15 protein-coding genes are annotated in these 21,670 nt (G+C 66.1%); 6 read left to right on the top strand and 9 right to left on the bottom strand.

What is annotated here, in order from left to right:
• Positions 1-2 precede the first annotated feature (2 nt).
• The 5 genes from ybgF (at position 3) to V5F77_RS23010 (ending at position 9,235) form a co-directional block, all read left to right on the top strand.
• Positions 3-986 carry a tol-pal system protein YbgF gene (ybgF, locus tag V5F77_RS23030; protein ID WP_429007689.1) on the top strand — a complete coding sequence of 328 codons (984 nt, stop codon included), beginning with the start codon at positions 3-5 and terminating at the stop codon, positions 984-986.
• Positions 973-2,022: a tRNA lysidine(34) synthetase TilS gene (tilS, locus tag V5F77_RS23025; protein WP_429007688.1), complete on the top strand. Its 1,050-nt coding sequence runs from the start codon at positions 973-975 to the stop codon at positions 2,020-2,022. The genes ybgF and tilS overlap by 14 nt, the downstream gene beginning before the upstream one ends.
• A 153-nt stretch (positions 2,023-2,175) precedes the next feature.
• Positions 2,176-4,101: an ATP-dependent zinc metalloprotease FtsH gene (gene ftsH, locus V5F77_RS23020; RefSeq protein ID WP_429007687.1), complete on the top strand. Its 1,926-nt coding sequence runs from the start codon at positions 2,176-2,178 to the stop codon at positions 4,099-4,101.
• A gap of 677 nt (positions 4,102-4,778) precedes the next feature.
• Positions 4,779-7,445, top strand: a complete 2,667-nt coding sequence (locus V5F77_RS23015) for a glycosyltransferase family 2 protein (protein WP_429007686.1) — start codon at positions 4,779-4,781, stop codon at positions 7,443-7,445.
• Between the two features lie 149 nt (positions 7,446-7,594).
• A complete protein-coding gene (locus V5F77_RS23010) occupies positions 7,595-9,235 on the top strand; it encodes a hypothetical protein (RefSeq protein WP_429007685.1) in 1,641 nt (546 codons plus the stop codon).
• Positions 9,236-9,318: 83 nt separating this feature from the next.
• On the opposite strand, the gene V5F77_RS23005 is transcribed toward V5F77_RS23010, so the two are convergent.
• The 3 genes from V5F77_RS23005 to V5F77_RS22995 all read right to left on the bottom strand — a co-directional run bounded on the left by V5F77_RS23005 (position 9,319) and on the right by V5F77_RS22995 (position 14,818).
• A complete protein-coding gene (locus V5F77_RS23005) occupies positions 9,319-12,558 on the bottom strand; it encodes an efflux RND transporter permease subunit (protein WP_429007684.1) in 3,240 nt (1,079 codons plus the stop codon).
• A gap of 115 nt (positions 12,559-12,673) precedes the next feature.
• Positions 12,674-13,900 carry an efflux RND transporter periplasmic adaptor subunit gene (locus V5F77_RS23000; protein ID WP_429007683.1) on the bottom strand — a complete coding sequence of 409 codons (1,227 nt, stop codon included), beginning with the start codon at positions 13,898-13,900 and terminating at the stop codon, positions 12,674-12,676.
• 15 nt (positions 13,901-13,915) lie between these two features.
• The gene (locus V5F77_RS22995; protein ID WP_429007682.1) at positions 13,916-14,818 is read right to left on the bottom strand and encodes an alpha/beta hydrolase; all 903 of its coding nucleotides are present in this window, start codon (positions 14,816-14,818) and stop codon (positions 13,916-13,918) included.
• 99 nt (positions 14,819-14,917) lie between these two features.
• On the opposite strand from V5F77_RS22995, the gene V5F77_RS22990 reads away from it, so the two are divergent.
• Entirely contained in the window at positions 14,918-15,844 is a 927-nt protein-coding gene (locus V5F77_RS22990; protein ID WP_429007681.1) for a LysR family transcriptional regulator, read from the top strand.
• Between the two features lie 105 nt (positions 15,845-15,949).
• Here the strand turns inward: V5F77_RS22990 and V5F77_RS22985 are convergent, their stop codons facing one another.
• Genes V5F77_RS22985 through bioB form a run of 6 tightly spaced genes read right to left on the bottom strand, consistent with a single transcriptional unit; the run spans position 15,950 to position 21,356 of the window.
• Positions 15,950-16,300: a cupin domain-containing protein gene (locus V5F77_RS22985; protein ID WP_429007680.1), complete on the bottom strand. Its 351-nt coding sequence runs from the start codon at positions 16,298-16,300 to the stop codon at positions 15,950-15,952.
• A gap of 14 nt (positions 16,301-16,314) precedes the next feature.
• A complete protein-coding gene (locus V5F77_RS22980; protein ID WP_429007679.1) occupies positions 16,315-17,304 on the bottom strand; it encodes a beta-ketoacyl-ACP synthase III in 990 nt (329 codons plus the stop codon).
• Entirely contained in the window at positions 17,301-18,566 is a 1,266-nt protein-coding gene (locus V5F77_RS22975; RefSeq protein ID WP_429007678.1) for an adenosylmethionine--8-amino-7-oxononanoate transaminase, read from the bottom strand. Before V5F77_RS22975 ends, V5F77_RS22980 begins: the two co-directional genes overlap by 4 nt.
• Positions 18,566-19,213 (bottom strand): dethiobiotin synthase, encoded by a 648-nt coding sequence (gene bioD / locus V5F77_RS22970; RefSeq protein ID WP_429007677.1) that lies wholly within the window; start codon positions 19,211-19,213, stop codon positions 18,566-18,568. The genes V5F77_RS22975 and bioD overlap by 1 nt, the downstream gene beginning before the upstream one ends.
• On the bottom strand, positions 19,210-20,349 hold the full coding sequence (locus V5F77_RS22965; RefSeq protein WP_429007676.1) for an 8-amino-7-oxononanoate synthase: 1,140 nt from the start codon (positions 20,347-20,349) through the stop codon (positions 19,210-19,212). Before V5F77_RS22965 ends, bioD begins: the two co-directional genes overlap by 4 nt.
• Complete coding sequence (gene bioB / locus V5F77_RS22960) at positions 20,346-21,356, bottom strand: biotin synthase BioB (RefSeq protein ID WP_429007675.1); 1,011 nt, start codon at positions 21,354-21,356, stop codon at positions 20,346-20,348. The genes V5F77_RS22965 and bioB overlap by 4 nt, the downstream gene beginning before the upstream one ends.
• Between the last annotated feature and the right edge of the window lie 314 nt (positions 21,357-21,670).

The following is a 21,670-nucleotide window of genomic DNA, read 5'->3' as shown; positions in this document are numbered from 1 at the left end:
CCATGATGCGCCCGCTTTCCGGTGTCCGAGTACTTCTGTTCGTTGCCTCGATGGGCCTGGCGGCGGGTGGCGCGCAGGCGCAGAACAACCCCTTCGGCGATCTTTTCAAGCCGCCCGGCGCGGTGCAGAGCGAGCAGGCTGCCGCGAACGCACAGTCCGAAAGCGTGCTGCGCATCGACCGGCTGGAAAACCAGCTGCGCACGATGACAGGCCAGATCGAGGAACTGCAATTCCGCAACCAGCAGCTCGAGCAGCAGGTGCGCAAGTTCCAGGAAGATATCGAATATCGCCTGTCCGATGGCAAAGGGCCGAAGCCGGGCGCCGCGGGCCCGGTCCCGGCCCGTCCGGCGGCGGCGCCGATTGGCGCCCCGGCGGTGATCGCCCCGGGGGCGGCGTCTCCCGGCAAGCGTTCCGATGCCTTCGATCCCAATGAGGATCCGGTCGCGCCCGGCGCGCCGCAGCCGCTGGGCTCGCCGGCGAGTGCATCGGCGGGCCTCTCGCGGCCGAATATCCCGCTGGACATCGGGCCTGCCGGCGCTCCGGCGGTCGCGCGCTCCGGTGCCGGCCCGTCCGGCCCGCAGACTGCGTCGCTCGCCCCCACGGGAAGCGCCCGCGAGATGTTCGACCTCGGTTATGGCCAGATCCAGCGCCAGGATTATGCGGCGGCGGAGCAGACCTTCCGCCAGTTCCTGCAGGTTTATCCCTCCGACCGGCTGACGCCGGACGCGGTCTATCTGCTGGGCGAAAGCCAGTTCCAGCGCCAGTCGTACAAGGACTCGGCCGAGCTGTTCCTGCAGGTGTCGACCAAATATCCCAACGCCACGCGCGCGCCCGAGGCGTTGCTGCGCCTGGGCCAGTCGCTCGCTGCGCTGAACGAGCGCGAAGCCGCCTGTGCCACGTTCGGTGAGATCGACCGCAAATATCCTCGCGCCGCCTCCTCGGTGCGCCAGGCGGTGGAACGCGAGCAGAAGCGTGCCGGCTGCTGAGGCTGCGCCAGTAGCGCCGCGCCCCATCGAAGACAGCGAACTCCCCGCCCTTTTTTCCCTCTTTGCCGGTCATTCCTCGGTCCTGATCGCCTGTTCGGGCGGGCCTGACTCCACCGCGTTGATGCTGCTGGCCGCGCGCTGGGCCGCTCTTTGCGCCGGTGCGCCAATGCTGCACGTCGCGACCGTCGATCACGGTTTGCGTCCCGAGGCGGCACAGGAGGCGCAGGGGGTGGCTGGGCACGCGCGGGCCCTCGGCCTTCCCCACGCCATCCTCTCCTGGCACGGGCCGCACCCGAAGAGCGGTATCCAGGAAGCGGCGCGCGATGCGCGCTACGCCCTCCTGGCTGCCCGGGCGCGCGAGATCGGTGGTACGGCCATTGTTACCGCCCACACGCAGGACGATCAGGCCGAAACGATCGTGATGCGCCTGGCCCGCGGCTCCGGGCTTGCCGGACTTGCCGGCATGGCGCCGCGCAGCCGTCGCCATGGGCTCGCCGTGCTTCGGCCTTTTCTCACCGTTCCCAAGGCCCGGCTGGTGGCGACGCTTGAGGCGGGCGGCATCGGATTCGTGCGCGATCCCTCCAATTCGGACGCAAAATTCACCCGCGTGCGCCTGCGCGCGCTGATGCCGGTGCTCGCGGGCGAGGGACTTGACGCCGAGGGATTGGCGCGCCTTGCCAGACGTCTCGCCCGGGCCGAGGCGGCGCTGGAGCAGGCGGCGGACGCCGCCTTCGCCGTACTTGCGCCGCCCGGCGCTCCGCGCGCGCCGGTCCGCGTCGCGCGGGCCACCTTTTTCGCCTTACCGGAGGAAATCGCCCTGCGGGTGCTGCACCGCGCGATCGATGTGGTGGGCGACGAAGGGCCGGTGGAACTGGCAAAGCTGGAGCGTCTGCTCGGCCGCCTGCTCGGCGCGGAGGCCGAAGGGCACAGCATTTGCGGGACCTTGGCGGGGGCCCGCGTCCATTTGGCCGGGGGGCACTTGGAAGTGGCGCGCGCCTTGCCGCGCCGTCCCCGCAAGCCGGGCAATAGCGCATAATTGAGTCTTCCGGCCGCTGTTCTCCTTGGCAAGACAGAGGGCGCGACCTATTTTAGCTTCGGACGCAAGGTGAGCGATGACGCAGAATGGCCATTCCGGGAGATCGGGCGCCTGATGCGGGAGCGCCGTCGCTGCGCTCCCCGTGAGGAATTTATGAACGCCAATCTACGCAATTTCGCCCTTTGGGTGATCATCGTTCTGCTGCTTCTGGCTTTGTTCTCGCTCTTCCAGAGCCCCGGACAGCGCACCAGCGCGAACGACATCTCCTTCTCGCAGCTTTTGTCCGACGTGGATCAGGGCCGGGTGCGCGACGTCGTGATCGAGGGGCCGACCATCACCGGCTCGTTCACCGATGGCCGCGCCTTCCAGACCTATGCCCCCAACGATCCGACCCTGGTGCAGCGGCTGTACGGCAAGGGCGTTGCCATCACGGCGCGGCCGATCACGGACAATGTGCCCTGGTTCGTCAGCCTGCTGGTGTCCTGGCTGCCCTTCATCGCCTTGATCGGCGTGTGGATCTTCCTTTCGCGCCAGATGCAGGGCGCGGGCGGCAAGGCCATGGGCTTCGGCAAGAGCCGCGCCAAGCTGCTCACCGAAGCGCACGGCCGCGTCACCTTCGAGGACGTGGCGGGCATCGACGAGGCCAAGAGCGAACTGACCGAGATCGTGGAATTCCTGCGTGACCCGCAGAAGTTCCAGCGCCTCGGTGGCCGCATCCCGCGCGGCGTGCTGCTGGTCGGCCCGCCCGGCACCGGCAAGACGCTGCTCGCCCGCTCCATCGCGGGTGAGGCGAACGTGCCGTTCTTCACCATCTCTGGCTCGGACTTCGTGGAAATGTTCGTGGGCGTCGGCGCGAGCCGCGTGCGCGACATGTTCGAGCAGGCCAAGAAAAACGCGCCCTGCATCATCTTCATCGACGAAATCGATGCGGTGGGTCGTCATCGCGGCGCCGGTCTCGGCGGCGGCAATGACGAGCGCGAGCAGACCCTCAACCAGTTGCTGGTGGAGATGGACGGCTTCGAGGCGAACGAGGGAATCATCCTGATTGCCGCCACCAACCGCCCGGACGTGCTCGACCCGGCCCTGCTGCGTCCCGGCCGCTTCGACCGTCAGGTCGTGGTGCCGAACCCGGACGTGGTCGGCCGCGAGCAGATCCTGAAGGTGCATGCCCGCAAGATCCCGATCGCCCCGGACGTCAATCTGAAGGTGATCGCCCGCGGCACCCCCGGCTTCTCGGGCGCCGACCTTGCGAACCTGTGCAACGAAGCGGCCCTCATGGCGGCCCGCCGCAACAAGCGCATGGTCACCATGAGCGAGTTCGAGGACGCCAAGGACAAGGTGATGATGGGGGCGGAGCGCCGCTCGCTGGTCATGACCGAGGAAGAGAAGATGCTGACCGCCTATCACGAGGGCGGTCACGCCATCGTGGCGCTCAAGGTTCCGGCGACGGACCCGGTGCACAAGGCGACCATCATTCCCCGCGGTCGCGCCCTCGGCATGGTCATGCAGCTGCCGGAGCGCGACAAGCTCTCCATGTCCTATGAGCAGATGACCTCGCGGCTCGCCATCATGATGGGCGGACGCGTGGCGGAAGAGCTGATCTTCGGCCACGACAAGGTCACCTCGGGCGCGGCCTCCGACATCGAGCAGGCGACTCGCCTCGCCAAGATGATGGTGACCCGCTGGGGCTTCTCCGACCTGCTCGGCCAAGTGGCCTATGGCGAGAACCAGGACGAGGTGTTCCTGGGCATGTCCATGCAGCGGCACCAGAATATTTCCGAGGCGACGGCCCAAACCATCGACAAGGAAGTGCGCCGCCTGGTGGACGAGGGATATCAGGAAGCAACCCGCATCCTCACGGAAAATCGCGAAGGCCTGGAAGCCTTGGCGCGCGGGCTGTTGGAATATGAGACGCTCTCCGGCGATGAGATCATCGACCTGCTCGGCGGCAAGCCGCCGGTGCGCGATACGGTGATCGAGCCCGCCAATCCCCGTGGGTCGGTGGTGCCGACCGCCGGCAAGAACCGGCCCCGCCCCGAAGGTCCGGCCGGCAGCATCGAGCCGCAGCCCCAGGCCTGAGGTGGGCGGCTCCGGGGATGATCGAGTGTTTGGCGACGAGAGTGCCCGCTTTGGCGGGCATTTTCATTTCAGGGACCCTGTGTGCTTACAGGAACCCGTTGCTTCCAGGGTGCCGGCCGTGCGGGCCCGCTTGCGGGCGGGGCGGGGAAGCGAGGGCGGCTCCGGAAAGACGGTCTGTTTTCATCGCATTGAATCGCACGCGACTTATTGGGAGGCCAGCTTGCTCAAAAGGGGCAACGGCTTCGACCCACCACGCGAGTCCTGAGGGGTTCAGGGGCTTAGCCGCCCGCCGCGGCCGGAGCTTGCACGCAATTCATCGGACAATTGCGTGAGATGAGATTGCGACAGCGCACTGCCGCGCAATCCCTGCCGTAGCAGATCTCTTCGGATTGTGTCGGCTTTTGGACGCTATCCCGTCGTTTTTCTTGCGGTGCAAGAAAGGCTGGGTATTGTCAGGACTGCAACCGACGTTATGCCCGATACTGCAAGCTTCCGGGTCTGTTGCGAAGCGGTAAGTGCGATATAAGCGTGTATGCTGGTAGACCTCCAGCGAGAATAAAGATGAGATTCGTCGCCGTTAAACGGTATCGGGATCTGTGTGCGGCGCTGATCTTGGTGCTTTCAGGAATTGCAAAGCCGGCTCGTAGAAAAGCGGGCCGCCGGGGGCAGACGTGCTGATGGAATCGGAAAGGGGCCTCGTTTCGGAAGTGGCTACGCTACGCGCGGCTCTGGAAGCGGAGCGTGCGCGCCATGCACAGACCGTGACCGAAAAATCGCAACTCGAGCAGGTGCACGAGGTGCAGATCGAGGACTATGGGCGCCTTCTGGATGTCGCACAGAATGATCTGCTCCTTGAGCGCGGACGGTTGAAGGCGCTGCTCGACCGAGAGATCGCACGCGCCGAGGAGCGGGTGCGTCAGCACGAGGGGGAAATCGGCACGCTCAGCCAGCGGCTCGATGCCGCCTATCTGCGCGTCGAGGTGGAGCGCAACCGCCGTCATAACCTTGCAAAATTGTTCCGGAGCCGGCCGGTGGCGGCGCGCCGAGGCGCGCGCGGCCTGCTCGGGCGCATGATGCGCCGTTTCGGCGCCGGAGACCTGGAAGTCAATTGTCGCCTGCTGATGGATTCCGGTCTGTTCGACCGGGACTTCTATACCAATCAATACCCTCTGGCGGATTCGCTGCAGGTCGAGCCGGTGGTCGATTATCTCCTGCGCGGCGGCTTCGAAGGCTGCCGGCCGAATCCAGTCTTCGATTCGGAGTTTTACTTCGCCACCTATCCCGACGTGCGCAACGCCGGCATGAATCCGCTCTGGCATTATGTTCTCTATGGGGAAGCGGAAGGCGGGATCCCCAGCGCCTCGTTCAGCCCGCTCGCCTATCGCGAAGAACATCCGGACCTGGCGCCCTGGCAGTCGCCGCTCGCCGATTATCTCGCGAAAAATGCGCCCGACCGGCCGAAGCGTTCGGGCGTCAAGCGGTTTCCCGGTTGGATCTGGTCGGTCTGGATGGGCTGGCTGCAGGCTTATCGCTACGCGCGCCTCGCCAAGACCGCCATTCCCGCGGCACGCGCGGGCTTGGCCGCGCTTGATGGGCGTTATCTCGCCTTCCAGCCGGATCTCCACCGGGCCGGTAATGAGACGCGGCCGGCGGCACGCACCGGCACCTACGAATGGCGCGGCCAGCCGGCCTACACCTATATCGCGCCGCGGTGCCCGACCGATATCGAGGCGCGGATCGCCGCATTTCGTTCCCGGCCGCGCTTTTCCATCGTCGTGCCGCTCTATAACACGCCGGCAAACGTGCTTCGGCGCATGGTCGCCTCGGTGGAAGCCCAATGGTATCCCCATTGGGAACTGATCCTGGTGGACGACCGAAGCCCCCGCGAGGAAGTGCGGCAGACACTCGCCGTTCTCAAGGATCCGCGCTTCGTCATTCGCTCGCTCGAGGAAAACCGGGGCATTTCCGGCGCCACGAACGAGGCCATCGGCATGGCCGGCGGCGAGTTCCTCGTCTTTCTCGACCATGACGACGAGCTGACCGAGGACTGCCTCTATGAGCTGGCCGCCTGCATCGACCGCGAGGACCCGGATTTCATCTATAGCGACGAGGACAAGATCGCTACCGATGGCAGCTTCGTCGAGCCGTTCTTCAAGCCGGACTGGTCGCCCGATACACTGATGAGCCTCATGTACACCTGCCATGTCTCCTGCGTCCGACGCAGCCTGGCACAGAAGGTGGGGCCGTTGCGCTCCGAATATGACGGCTCGCAAGACTGGGACTTCGTGCTGCGCGTCACCGAGGCCACCCACAAGATCGCTCACGTCCAGAAGGTTCTGTATCACTGGCGGATCATTCCGGGTTCAGCCGCCGCCGAGTTCAACGCCAAGCCCGAGGCCTTGTCTGCGGCGGTGCGGCTGCGCCTCGACGCTATGGCACGCCGGGGCGTGCAGGGCGCCTGCGAGCCTGTCGAGGGTCTGCCAGCCTATATGCGGGTGCGCTACGACGTGGTCGGCACTCCTCGCGTCTCCATCATCATTCCCTCGAAGAATAATTGGTCGGTGCTGCGGCAGTGCCTTCGCTCCATCCAGGAGAAGAGCAGCTACAAGAACGTGGAGATCGTAGTCGTCGACAACGGATCGAGCGATGCCGACGCGCTGGCCTATCTCTCCGAGTTGGAGCAGGAGAGCGGCGTGCGGGTGGTGCGTCACGACTTTCCGTTCAATTTCTCCGAACTGTGCAATGTCGGGGCGCGGGCCGCGTCCGGCGAGATCCTGCTGTTCCTGAACGACGATACGGAAGTCATCGTGGCCGATTGGCTGGATCGCATGATCGGCTACGCCCAGCAGTCCCACATCGGCGCCGTCGGCGCCAAGCTGCTCTATCCCAAGTCACAGCGGGTGCAGCATGCCGGCGTGGTCTATATCGCGGACGGTCCGAGCCACGCCTTTCTCGGCGCGAACGCGAAGGACCCCTGCTATTACGCGCGCAACATGCTGGATGCGAACTGGCTTGCGGTCACCGGCGCCTGCCTGATGGTGGAGCGCGGCAAGTACGAGGCGGTCGGCGGTTTCGACGAGGCCTTTCCCGTCGCCTATAACGATGTGGATCTGTGCTTCCGCCTGGTGGAAGCCGGCCTGTTCAACGTGGTGTGTCCCGCAGCGGAATTGCTCCATTACGAATCCATGAGCCGGGGCATCGACCACATGAATGCGGAAAAAATGGCGCGCCTGCGCGCCGACAAGAGGCGGCTTGATGCGGCGCATCCGCAATTCTTCATGCGGGACCCCTTCTTCTCCCCTAACTTGCATCCGAACGACTTGACGTTCCGCGTTCCGTGCTGAGCCGAGATGCGGAAAGCCTGGAATATGCGTCCGGTGACATATGTTTGTGCTCGATCCCGCCGCACCATGCCGATGCGACCGGTCCGTCAGGGGATGCGGCCTTGTCCGGCGATGCCGAGGGGACGGGTGAAGGGGGTCAGGTGTTGGCAATGAGCGCGGCTTGGGAGGCAACTGAAATCGTCTTGTTCGACGTGAGCGAGACCTTGTTCATCCGCCCGTTGGTGGAGCCTGAGCATCTGTTCGACCTTGTCGGCGCCACTGTTGGCATTGCCGAATTCAGGGCGCGCCGGCTCGCTGCCGAGGCGCTTGCCCGTCGCCAGGTGGCAGAAGGTGGCGACCAGCCGGTAACCTTGGACCGCATCTACGAGCGCCTGGAGGCGACGCCCGCCCAACGCGACCTTGCCAAGCGAACGGAATATCGATTCGAGCTGGCGCTGTGGCGTCCTGATCTGGAGCCGGCGCAGTCGTTTCGCGAGATGGCCGCCGCCGGCCGCGCGGTGCTGACCGGCAGGACGCATCTTCCCGCTGCCTTTTTCGAGGAATTGCTGGTGCTGCACGGCCTGCCCGTCGCACCGGTGTTCTTCTACGGTGATGAGCATGCGGCGCCCTTGTCGCAGCTTATCGCGGACGATCTCAATGTACCGCCCCACCGGATCCTGCCTTTTTCGAAGGCGGAGACGGCACAGGAGGTGCCTTTGGCCGATCCCGCCGCGCAGAAGGCGGAGGGCATCGCGTCCCTTGCCTTCGGCTTGCGGCGTTTTGCCGAAGCCTTGCCGCAGGAGTCCTGCGAGGCGCTGGGCTTCCGCATCGTCGGGCCGGCTCTGGCCGGTTTCACCCATTGGCTGAGCGAACAGGCACGGCGCGACCGGATCGACCTGCTGCTGTTCTGCCCGGGACCGGGCACAGCGCTTGAACAGATCGCCGCCGCTCCACACGCGCCGCTGCTGCCGCGCCATGCCTATTTCGCTGTGGGCGCCACCGCCATCATGCTGGCGGGAACCCACGACCGTAATTTCGATGCCCGCGTCGACCTGATGGTCGCCGGGGCACACGGCCTGCGCACGTTCGAGCTGCTGGAGCGCTTCGGCATTCCCGTGCCTGCCGCCTTCATGATGGCCGACCTCGGCCTTGGCGACGAGGTGGTGATCGATCCCTCAACCGAGCCGCTGCTGCGCCGCTTCCTTGGTGCGTATCGCTGGGAAATCTTGAAAATTGCGCGCCGTAATCGCCGCGGCCTGTTTCGGGATCTCCTGGCTCTCGGCCTCGGCCCGCAGATGCGGGTCGGGCTGGTCGATCTCGGCTGGGAGGGTCATCTGGTGGAATCCATGACCCTTGCGCTGGAGCATATTTTCGAGGTGGAGATCCACGGCTATTCCCTGTGCCTGCTGGACACGCCGGAGAGCCGCCGCCGCCAGGGCCGCTTCAACCTGAAGGGCATGCTTTCACGGGCGACGCTGCCAGCGGACACCCTTGGGGCTATCGGCGCCAACCGCGCGGCGATCGAGCTTCTGTTCACGGCCCCCCACCGCGAGGTCATCGGCCTTGAGGATTTGCCGGGTGCGATCGTGCGGATCGAGGGTCCCCTTGGTCCGTCGAGCCGGCGTCTCGCGGCGGTATCGTCAGAGGTGACGCGGGGCGCGGTGGCGTTCGCCACCTTGTTCAACGCCTTCTGCGACCGGGCCGGTTTCGAACCAAATCCCATCGAGGCGAGCCGGCCGTTCCTGGTGGTTGCCGCCGACGATGGCGTGGCCGGGCCGGTCGCCTCCGCCTTGGAGCAACCGGACGCCTGAGTTTTGCCGTGCGCCGGGTTGAAATGAAGGAAGCCGCCCTGGATCAGGGCGGCTTCCTTGTTAGGTGGCTCCCTCTGGTCGCATCAGGAGGCGTGCGAGGGCGCCGGCGGGGGCGCGGCGCCGTGCTCTTCGGCGCCGTGGCCGCCGGATGGGGCGTTGAGGTCCGCCAGCACCTCGCCGTGTTGGACCAGCGGACGGTTGCCGGCCAGCTTGCGTAGCAGCACGTAGAACACCGGCGTGAGGAAGATGCCGAACACGGTCACCCCGATCATGCCGGCGAACACCGCGACCCCCATGGCATGGCGCATCTCCGCGCCGGCACCGGTGGAGGTGACCAGGGGCACCACGCCCATGATGAAGGCGAGCGAGGTCATGAGGATCGGTCGCAGCCGCAGCCGGCTCGCTTCGATGGCGGCCTCGATCGGCTTTCGCCCCTGGAACTCCAGTTCGCGGGCGAATTCCACGATCAGGATCGCATTCTTCGCCGATAGCCCCACGAGCACGATCAGCCCGATCTGGGTGAACACATTGTTGTCCCCGGCGCTGAACCACACCCCGGCCATGGCTGCGAGCAGGCCCATGGGCACGATCATGATGATCGCCAGCGGCAAGGTGAGGCTCTCGTATTGGGCGGCGAGCACCAGGAACACCAGGAAGATCGAGAGCGGGAACACCCAGACCGCCGAATTACCGGCCAGAATGTCCTGATAGGTCAATTCGGTCCATTCGAAGCCGAAGCCCTTGGGCAGGGTTTCGGCCGCGACCCGCTCAATGGCCGCCTGCGCCTCGCCGGAGGAGAAGCCGGGTGCCGGCCCGCCGTTCACATCCGCCGAGAGGAAGCCGTTATAGCGCATGGCCCGTTCCGGCCCGGCCGCCGAGCGCACCTTCAGCAAAGCGGAAAGCGGCACCATTTCGCCGGTCTTCGAGCGCACCTTGAGCTGGCCCACATCCTCCGGGCGGGCGCGGAACGGCGCGTCAGCCTGGACGCGCACCGTGTAGGTGCGGCCGAACTTGTTGAAATCGTTCACATAGGACGAGCCCAGATAGATCTGCATGGTGTTGAACACGTCCGTCACCGCGACGCCGAGCTGGCGCGCCTTGGTGCGGTCGATGTCGGCGAACAATTGGGGCACGTTCACCTGGTAGGAGGAGAATAGGCCCACCAGCTCGGGCTGCTGCATGGCCTTGGCCATAAACGCCTTGGTGGCTTCATCCAGCGCCTCGTAGCCGAAGCCGGCGCGATCCTCCAATTGCAGCTTGAAGCCACCGATGGTGCCGAGCCCCTGCACCGGGGGCGGCGGGAACATGGCGATGATGGCTTCGCTGATGGAGGAGAACTTCTGGTTCAGCTGCATGGCGATGGCGCCCCCGTTCAGCTCCGGCGTCTTGCGCTCCTCGAATGCCTTGAGGCCGACGAAGACGATGCCGGAATTGGAGCTATTGGTGAATCCGTTGATCGACAGGCCGGGGAAGGCGATGGCAGATTCCACGCCCGGTTGCTGGAGCGCGATGTCACTCATGCGGCGGATGACCTCTTCCGTGCGGTCGAGGGTGGCGCCATCCGGCAATTGGGCGAAGCCGACCAGATATTGCTTGTCCTGCGCCGGCACGAAGCCGCCCGGCACCGCGCGAAACAGCACCACGGTGAGCGCCACCAGCACCAGATAAAGCCCGACCATGATGCCCTTGCGGGAGATCGCGCCTTTCACGCCATTCCCGTAGGCCCGCGAGCCCCGGGAGAACATCGTGTTGAACCCGCGGAACAGCCAGCCGAGCGAGCGGTCCATGATACGGGTCAGGCGATCCTTGGGCGCATCGTGGCCGCGCAGGAGGAGGGCGGCGAGGGCCGGTGACAAAGTGAGCGAGTTGATCGCCGAAATTACCGTTGAAATAGCGATGGTTAGGGCGAACTGCTTGTAGAACTGGCCCGACAGGCCGGTGATGAAGGCGAGCGGCACGAACACCGCGATCAGCACCAAAGCGATGGCGATGATCGGCCCCGAGACTTCCTTCATGGCGCGATAGGTGGCTTCGCGCGGGGCGAGGCCCTGCTCGATGTTGCGCTCCACATTCTCCACCACGACGATGGCGTCATCGACCACGATGCCGATCGCGAGCACTAGGCCGAACAAGGTCAAGGCATTGATGGAGAAGCCGAGAACATACATCACGCCGAATGTGCCGACGATCGAGACCGGCACCGCCAGGAGCGGGATGATGGAGGCGCGCCAAGTCTGGAGGAACAGGATCACCACAAGAACCACCAGCAGCACCGCTTCCAGCAAGGTATGGATCACCGCGTCGATGGAGGCGCGGACAAATTGAGTGGTGTCGTAGACGATGGAATAGTCCACGCCATCCGGCATGTTCTCCTTGATTTCCGCCATGACGCGACGAACTTCATCGGCGATGCGTATGGCGTTCGAGCCTGGGGCCTGGAACACCGGCACGGCGACGGCGGACTTGTTGTTCAGCAGCGAGCGCAGGGCGTAATCGGCGGCGCCGAGTTCGATGCGGGCGATGTCGCGCAGGCGGACCACTTCGCCGTTGTCGCCGCTCTTCACGACGATGTCGCCGAACTCCTCTTCCGTTTGCAAGCGGCCCTGAGCATTCACCGAGAGTTGCAGGTCGAGCCCATCAAGGCCGGGCGAGGCGCCCACGGTTCCGGCGGCGGCCTGCACGTTCTGGGCCTGGATCTCCGCCACCACGTCGCTGGCGGAGAGGCCGTGCTCGGCCACCTTCTGCGGATCCAGCCAGACCCGCATGGAATAATCGCCCGAGCCGAACAATTGCACGTCGCCGACGCCGGCGATCCGGGCGAGGCGGTCCTTCACGTTCAGCACCGCATAATTGCGCAGATACGTCATGTCGTACCGGCCATTGGGCGAGAGCAGATGCACCACCAGCATCAGATCGGGCGAACTCTTGATGGTGGTGATGCCCAGGCGCCGCACGTCTTCCGGCAGGCGCGGTTCGGCCTGGGAGACGCGGTTCTGCACCAATTGCTGGGCCTTGTCGGGATCGGTGCCGAGCTTGAAGGTGACGGTCAGCGTCATCAGGCCATCGGTGGTGGTCTGGCTGCTCATGTAGAGCATGCCTTCCACGCCGTTGATCTGTTCTTCGATGGGGGTCGAGACGGTCTCCGCGATCACCTTGGGATTGGCGCCGGGATAATTGGCGCGCACCACGATCTGGGGCGGCACCACCTCGGGATATTCGGAAATCGGCATCACCCGCAACGCCAGCAAACCGCCGAGGAAGATCAGGACCGAGAGCACGCCCGCGAAAATCGGGCGGTCGATGAAGAATTTCGAGAGGTTCATGACATCCTCCCCAGCAGGGGCATAAGAGGTCGCGCCCCGCGGGCGGGCGGCCCGGGAGCGGAGATAAAGCGGCGGGGTTCGAAGGCGGCCCGCCCTCAGAGGCGGGCCGGAGCCATCAGCGTTGGGCGACGTCGCCGGCGGCGGCGGCCTGGGCTGTCTTCGAGGTTTCCATGGGCACGGTCTGCGGCGCCACCAGCGCGCCGGGGCGGATGCGCTGGAGGCCGTTCACCACGACGCGCTCGCCGGCCGAGAGGCCGCTGGTGACGATGCGCAGGCCGCCGACCGGTTCGCCGAGGGTGATTTCGCGGTAATTGGCCTTGCCCTCGCCATCCACCACCAGAACGAATTTCTTGTTCTGGTCGGTGCCGACCGCACGCTCGCTCACCAGGAGAGCATCGGCATTGGTGGTGCGACCCATGCGCAGGCGGGCGAACTGGCCCGGGATGAGCCGGCCGTCGGCATTGTCGAACACCGCACGCACGCGAACGGTGCCAGTTTTCGCGTCCACCTGATTGTCGATCAATTGCATATGGCCGCGGATCGGCGTGCCATTGCTGGTCACGGTGAGCATTTCCACCGGGATGCGCTCAAGCGGCAGCTTGTCGCTGCCGTTTTCCGGCGCGAGGCCGGCAAGTGCCCGCAGCACCACCTCTTCATCGGCGTGGAAGCTGGCATAGATGGGGTCGGTGGACACCAGCGTGGTCAGGACGATGGCGCCGGGACCGGCGGAAATCAGATTGCCGGGCGTGACCTCCAGCTTGCCGACCCGGCCGGAGACCGGGGCGCGAATCTCGGTGTAGCTGAGGTTCAGCTCGGCGGTCTGCAGGCTCGCCTGGGCGGCGCGCAGATTGGCCTGGGCCTCGCGATGGGCATTCAGCCGCTCGTCCAGGTCGCGCTGGGCGACCGTGCGGGATTCGAACAGGCGCTGGCCGCGCTCCAGGTCCGCCTTGGTGAGGGCAACCCGCGCTTCCGCGGCGGTGACCTGGGCCTGGGCGCGGTCCACCTCGGCCTGATAGGGCGCGGGGTCGATGGAGATCAGCAGCGCACCTTCCTTCACCAGTGCACCTTCACGGAAGTGCACGGCCTGGATGGCGCCGGCCACCCGCGAGCGCAGCTCGACGCGGTCGATGGCCTCAAGCCGGCCGGAAAATTCGTCCCATACCGGAGCGTTGCGGGATTCGATGACGGCGACGGAGACCGGCACGCCCGCCGGGGCCTTGGCCGGGTCGCTCGCCTGCGCGGCATCGATCGACAGGGTATAGGGAATGACAAGGCCGGTCGCGATAGCCGTCGCTGCGAGGCCGGCGAAGAGGATGCGGCGCTTGGTGAGGATCTGGTTCATGGCAATGGTCCTGGATCAGATGAAAACGGGTGCGGGCAGGCCGGGGCGGATGGCGGCGCGTAGCTCCGCGAAGAAAGTGGCAAACAGGATGCGCAGCCGATCGGCCCATGCGGCTTGGCGCGCCTCGGCTTCGGAGAGCGAGGCGGGCCAGCCCGTCGGGGCGTCGAATACCTCCAGATGCACGCCCACCTGCGCCTGGCGCAGCTTCTCGGCGTAGCGAACACTCTCGTCCCGCATGGGATCGTCGGCGGCTGTCACCACCAGGGCCGGGGCAAGTCCGGCGAGGCGGGTGGCGGAGGCGGGAGCGGCGTAGGGATGGGCGGCCTTGTCGGCGGAGCCGAGATATTTCTGCCAGCCGTCGGCCCATTTGCAGCCCACCGGGCCAGCTTCCGCATCGCGGATGGAACAGGTGGCAAGGGCCGGGTCGAGCATCGGGGAAATGAGGATTTGCCCGGCCAGCGGCGGCGCCTTCTGGTCGCGCGCCATCAGGGCGACGCCAGCGGCGAGATTACCGCCCGCTTCTTCCCCGGCCACCAGCAGCAGCGCCCGCTTGCCGCTCCATTTGGCGCGCTGGCGGTGTACGGCTTCCAGGGCGGCGTAGGCGATCTCCAGCGGATAGGGAAATGGCTTCTCGCTGGCGAGGGGATAATCCACCGATACCACCGTGGCGCCGGCATGCGCTAGCAGGCCCGCCACATTGCGGCCGGCGTCCAGCGTTCCGGTGATGAACGTCCCGCCGTGAAGATGGAGCACCAGCGGCGCGGTGCGCGCGGCGCCGGGCCGGCGCAGGACGCGCACCGGCACGGCTTCGCCGCACGACATCACGATCTCATCTTCGCTCCAGGATAGGGACATGGCGGGCGCCTCGAATGACGGCAAATCCAACCGACCAGCCATCGGCGTTTTGCGATGCGTCATCGATATGCCTCCATTTCGCTTGAATAAAGATCGAATTTTGCACTACATTGTTCCTCTAGGTGAATAATAAGCGCTAAATCCCGCTAAGGAGCTGTTGATATGGATCAATTTGCTGCAATGCGGGCCTTCGTGAGCGTGGTCGAGGCCGGCACTTTCACCCGCGCCGCGGATCTGCTGCGGGTCCCCAAGCCGACCCTGACCAAGCAGATTCAGCAGCTCGAGGCGCATCTGCGGACGCGGCTGCTGAACCGGACGACACGGCGGGTGACCGTGACACCGGACGGCGCGGCCTATTACGAGCGGGCCGTGACGCTTCTGGCCGATCTCGATGAGCTGGACGGCTCGATGACCCAGCAGCAAGGCACCCCGCAGGGGCGGCTGCGGGTCGATATCAGCCCGAGCCTTGCTCTCCTGGTGCTCATTCCTTCATTGCCGGGGTTCCACGATCGCTATCCTGACATTCAAGTCGATCTCGGCGTCACCGACCGCCCCGTCGATCTGCTGGGCGAGAATGTGGACTGCGTGATCCGCGCCGGGGACATCACCGATCCCTCCCTGGTGGCACGCCGCATCGGCGAACTTGCAGTCGTCACCTGCGCCGCGCCGGCCTATCTCGCGCGGTACGGCACGCCGACCCATCCCAGCCAATTGGACACTGCGTTTCCCGTCGTGCGCTATTTTAGCGCCCGCACCGGGCGGTTCTTTCCGATGGAGTTCCTGCGCGAGGGCGAAACGCTGGAGATCGAAGGGCGCTATACCCTCTCCGTCAACGAGGGCAATTCCTACCTCGCTGCCGGCGTCGCCGGCCTCGGCATCATTCAGCCGCCGAGCTTTCTCGCCCATGCCGCGCTCGGACGCGGCGATCTGGTGCCGGTGCTCACGGGCTGGTGCACGGAGCTGTTCCCGCTGCACGTGGTCTATCCGCCTAATCGGCACCGGAGCGCGCGGCTGCGGGTGTTCGTGGACTGGGTGGCGGAGTTGTTTGCCGCCCACGATCTGATCCAGCGCCGCTCGACCTTGAAGTGAGCTTGAGAGCGTTTTCGAGCGAAGTGGAGACCGGCTCGCGTGAAGAAAACGTGCCGACACAATGAGAGTGAGCGTTTTACCGATTCCATGAATCGGGGAAACGCTCTAGGCGGGCGTGCGGATGACCCAGTGCTTGCGCATGGTTTCCAGCACCTCCCAGGTGCCGACGAAACCCGGCTCCAGCACGAAGGCGTCGCCCGGCCCGGCCACGATGCGCGTGCCGTCGTCTCCCTCCACCACGCAGAGGCCCGAAACCATGAGGCAATATTCCCATTCCTCGTAAGTCACGCGCCACTTGCCGGGTGTCGCCTCCCACTCGCCGGCACACAGGCGCTCGGCGGGGGCATCATAGGTGATCCACACGCGGGTCTGCGGCGTGCCGGAAACCAGCACATTGGCGGCGACCGGCGTTGCCTCGGCTGCTTCGGCGTCGCGCTTCAAGATATGCAGGCGCATGGCGCTTCCTCGCTTTAAATCCGCAGTACACAGGCGCCGCCGGTCAGGCCCGCCCCTGCGGCCGTGAGCGCCAGCACATCGCCCCGGCGGAAGGCGCGGGCGCGATGGGCGAGCGAGAGGGACAGCGGAATCGTGGCGGCGGAAGAATTGCCATAAAGGGCGATGCTGCGCACCACCTTCTCCGGTGCGATGCCGAGTTGGTGGGCCACCATATCCAGCATGCGGGCATTGGCCTGGTGCGGCGCGAGCCAATCCACCGCGCTTGTTTCCAGCTTCGCCGCATCCAGCGCGGCGCGGGCGGACTCGGTCATCATGCGCACCGCCTGAACGTAAAGCTCACGCCCGTCGCTGATGGTCATGCGGGTGTCCTCGAACGGCAGATCCGGCCCGAACGGCCGGCTGCTGCCGCCGCCGGGGATGGCGACGAGATCGTAGCCCGCGCCGTCGGAAGCGAGCGAGACGCCGAGGATGCCGGTATCCGGCTCGGTCGAGGGTGCCAGCACCAGGGCGCCCGCCGCATCGGCGAACAGGACCGAGCTTCCCCGCTCGGCGGGATTGATCCGGCGGCTGAGGATATTGGCCGCCACCACCAGGGCCGGCTTGCGATGCACGCGCACGAAGCCTTCCGCGAGCACCAGCGCATAGAGAAAGCCGGCGCACGCGCCCGCAAGATCCGCAGCGCCGGAGCGGGTAAGCCCCAGCCGATGCGCCAGCAGCGGCGCGGTCGGCGGCAGCAATTGGTCTGGCGTCGAGGTGGCCAGCAAGGTCAGGCCAATGTCTTCGCGCGGCAGGTCCGCCTCAACCAGCGCCATTTCGGCCGCGCCCTGGGCGAGGCCTGAGAGGGTATCGCCGGGCAATGCCCAGCGGCGGGCCTCGATGCCGGTGCGCCGGGAGATCCAGCCGGCCTCCAGCCCCAATTGCGCTTCCAGTTCCGCATTCAGCACTTCGCGCGCCGGCACGGCGTGGCCGAAGCCGACGACGCGGCTGGTGGAAAAGGCGCTCATGCCGCGTTCCCGAACTGGCTCGCCGCAGCATCAATGGCCTCATAGAGGGCATCAAGCTCGGCGGGCGTGATGCAATAAGGCGGCATCAGATAAAGCACATTGCCGAGCGGGCGCACCAGGAAGCCGCGATCCAGGAAGAAGGCGCGCAGCTTCGGCCCGACTTCAGCGAGATAGCCGCCGCGCGGCACCTTGAGGTTGAATGCCGTGATGGTGCCGCAGCGCCGGGGCTCTTCGAACCGCGGATCGCCCGCGAACCGCGCGATGCGCTCGTCTTGCAGCGCGCAGAGCGTGGCCACCCTCTCGCGCACCGGCTCGTCTTGCCACACCCGCACATTGGCGAGGCCGGCGGCGCAGGCGATGGGGTTGGCGGTATAGGAACTGGAATGAAAGAAGGTCTTGGTGCGGTCGGTGGAATAATGCGCCGCGAACACCTCTGCGGTGGCAAGGGTCGCGGCGAGCGGGATCGCCCCGCCGGTCAGGCCCTTGGAGGTGCACAATATGTCGGGGGAGATGCCGGCCTGCTCGCAGGCGAACAGGGTGCCGGTGCGGCCCCAGCCGGTCATCACCTCGTCGGCGATGAACAAGGTGCCGCTCTGCTCGGCGATCCGTTTCAGCTCCGCCAGCACCTGCGGCCCATACATGCGCATGCCGCCGGAGCCGAGGATTAGCGGCTCGACGATGATGGCGGCGGCCTTTCCGGTACGGGCGAAGTTTTCGAAGGCGTCGAGCGTCTCCTGTTCGCGGCCCGGAGCGGGGAAGGGGATGGTATCCACCTCGAACAGGAGCGGCTCATAGGCGGCGTTGAACACGCCGCGCGCGCCCACGCTCATGGTTCCGATGGTATCGCCGTGATAGCTGTCCTCCATCACCACGATGCGGCTGCGCGTGTCCCCGCGATTGCGGAAGGTGCCGAGCGCCATCTTCAGCGCCACTTCCACGGCAGTGGAGCCGGAATCCGAATAGAACACATGCTCCAGCCCGGCCGGGGCGAGCTTTACCAGTTCGCGCGCCAGCGCCTCGGCCGGCGCATGGGTGAAGCCGGCGAAGATGATCTGGTCCAGCTCCAGCGCCGCGGCGCGGATCGCCTCCATGATGGCGGGATGGCGATGGCCATGGGTGATGACCCACCAGGAGGAGATGGCATCGAGAATGTGCTTTCCCTCCGCCGTTTCCAGATAGGCGCCCTGCGTGCGCGCGATCAGCGGCGGCGTGGGTTCGGTCGCATGCTGGAAGAAGGGGTGCCAGATGGGGGAAGCGGTCATCAGGGGTGTCCCGCGCGCTCAGGCGCAAAATTCGCGATGTCGAACGCGGACGAGAAGGCGGCGGCGAGTGCATCGGGGGTCAAGGGATCAAGGCGCGGCAGGCGGCCGAGGATCTTCACGCCGGAGAAGGCGGCGATGGTCTCCTGGCTGTCCCGCATCTCTTCACCCACGAAGGCGATGCCCAGCAGCGGGATGCCGCGCTGCCTCAAGGCTTCCACTGACAGCAAGGTGTGGTTGATGGTGCCAAGCTCGGTGCGCGCGCACAGCACCACCGGAAAGCCCCAATGGGCGAATTGATCGATGGTCAGCAGTGCACGGGTCAGCGGCACCATGAGCCCGCCCGCGCCTTCGATCACCAGTGGGCCTTCGACAACGGGCGGCATCAGGGCGTTAGGATCAATGGCGACGCCGTCCAGCTCCGCCGCCAGATGGGGCGAGGCGGGGGTGTTCAGGCGATAGGCCTCGGGCAGGATGCGCTGGGCCGGCAGGCGGGCGAGCCGCCGCACCAGGTCGCTGTCGGTTTCCTCTTCTAGCCCCGATTGCACCGGCTTCCAATAATGCGCGCCGAGCGCGCCCGCGAGGGCGGCGGAAAAGACGGTTTTGCCGATACCGGTATCGGTGCCCGTCACGACCAGAGGAAGGCTCATGCCGCAACTTGCTCCAGCGCCTCGGCAATGGCGCCCATCAAGCCATCGATGATGGTCTCGTCGACATTCAGGGTAAGCGAAATGCGCAGCCGTGCCGTGCCTTCCGGCACCGTGGGCGGGCGGATGGCGCGGCAATCGAAGCCCGCCGCCCGCACATGCGCCGCCACCGCCGCCGCCCGTGCATTAGAGCCGAGAATGACCGGCACGATCTGCGAGCCGCTGGCCGGCCAGCCCATGGCGCCGAGCCGTTCGCCCGCACGCCCCACCAGAGCGGACAGGCGGGCGCGGCGGTCCGGCTCGTCTTTCAGAATGCGCAACCCCTCGCGCACGGCGGCCGCCATCAGGGGGGAGGGCGCGGTGGCATAGATGAAGGGGCGGGCGCGGTTGACCAAAAAGTCGATCAGCGTGGCGTGTCCCGCCACCAGGGCGCCCGAGGCGCCGAGCCCCTTGCCGCAGGTGTGCAAGGTGATGAGCGCCTCGCGCCCTTCCAGATGGGCCGCCCGTCCGTGCCCGTCGGGCCCGAACACGCCGGTGGCATGGGCCTCATCGGCGATCAGGAAGCCGTCGTGGCGCTCGGCGATGGCGATGAGGTCGTCCAGCGGGGCGGCGTCTCCATCCATGGAATAGATGGTCTCCACCACGATCCAGGGCGTGCCGCGTCCGCCGCGTTGACGCCAGGCGCGGATCCCATCCTCAGCCGCCTGGGCATCGTTATGGCGGAAGGCGATGACCTCGGCCTTGCCGCACTTCATTCCCTCATGGACGCTGGCGTGAATGAGCGCGTCATAGGCGACCAGATCGCCCCGCTGCGGCAAGGTGGAGAGCAAAGCCACGTTGGCGGAATAGCCGCCGCCGAAAAACAGCGCACGGCCCGCGCCGAAGAATTCGGCAGCCTCCGCCTCCAGCGCCTCATGCTCGGGATGATTACCGCGCAGCAAGCGCGAGCCGGCCGCACCCACGGGCACGCCGCGGGCGATCGCCGCCTCCACCGCCGCCGCGAGGCGGGGGGAAGCGGCAAGGCCGAGATAATCATTGGAGGCGAAATCGTGCCCGGCCCGGCCTTCCAAGGCCCGCCGCCGGCTCTTCGCCTTGAGGCCGGCGAGGGTGGTTTCGAACCGCGCGAGCCGTCCACTCATTGGGCGACGTCCGCCTCCTCGGGCGAAATCCCCAAGCGGCGGAACAGTGTGGCGTCGTGATCCTCGCCGGGATTGTCGGCTGTGAGCAGGCAGTCGCCCACGAAGATGGAATTGGCGCCGGCGAAGAAGCACATGGCCTGCAATTCGTCGCTCATCTCGGTGCGGCCGGCGGACAGGCGCACATGGGAGGTGGGCATGAGGATGCGGGCGAGCGCGATGGTGCGCACGAAATCGATGGGGTCCACGGGCGCCGCATTCTCCAGCTTGGAGCCGGGAATGGGGATCAGCATGTTGATCGGCACGCTCTCGGGCGGCACGTCCATGTTGGCGAGGGTCAAGAGCATGTCGATGCGGTCGTCCTTGGTCTCGCCAAGTCCGAGGATGCCGCCCGCGCACACCTTGATGCCCGCGTCCCGCACGTTGGAGAGAGTTTCCAGGCGGTCGGCGAAGGTGCGGGTGGTGATGATCTCTTTATAGAAGCGCTCGGACGTATCGATATTGTGGTTGTAATAATCGAGCCCGGCATCGGCGAGCTTCGCCGCCTGGGGCGGGGAGAGCATGCCCAGCGTCATGCAGGTTTCCATGCCGAGGGCTTTCACGCCCTCCACCATGGCGATCACCATGTCCATGTCGCGCTCTTTCGGGCTGCGCCAGGCGGCCCCCATGCAATAGCGCGTGGCGCCGCCTTCCTTGGCCTTGCGAGCCTCGGCCAGCACACGCTCCACTTCCATGAGCTTGGACGCCTTGAGGCCCGTGGGCGCGTGGGCGGATTGGCTGCAATAGCCGCAATCCTCGGGACAGCCGCCAGTCTTGATGGAGAGCAGCCGGCTCATTTGGACCTTATTGGGGTCGAAATGGCGGCGATGCACGCCTTGCGCTTCGAACAGAAGGTCGTTGAGGGGAAGGTTATAGAGCCGCTGCGCTTCCGCGCGAGACCAGCCATTGCCCACCTGGGCGGAATTGGTATCCGAAATCTTGCCCGCGCGGGGCTCCTGAGGAACGGCCATCGCCACTGACATCGTCTCGCCCTGTCATGAACTGTCACATCAGGGATTATACCCGATCCCCCGCACGACCAAGCCGAAAGAGGGTGGGGCGGGCGGCGCGCGGACATCCCGGCGCGCGCTCTCTTCCTTTAGGAGCGCCATATGGGGGAAGTAGGGGCGCCGCGGTGGGGCTGAGGGGCGGGAACAAAGGCCAGAACTGCGCGTTTTATCACCGAACGCAGGATGCTTTGCAGGCAGCCGGCGCGCTTGGGCGTCTCCGGCGTTGAAACCGTCCCCATGGTCTCTAATTGATTAACTTGTTGAATTTCCTATCA

It is taken from the genome of Roseixanthobacter psychrophilus, from assembly GCF_043195195.1.
Taxonomy (GTDB): Bacteria; Pseudomonadota; Alphaproteobacteria; order Rhizobiales; family Xanthobacteraceae; genus NCEH01.
Note: the sequence above shows the minus strand (reverse complement) of the source record. Positions and strands in the feature narration are given on the sequence as shown.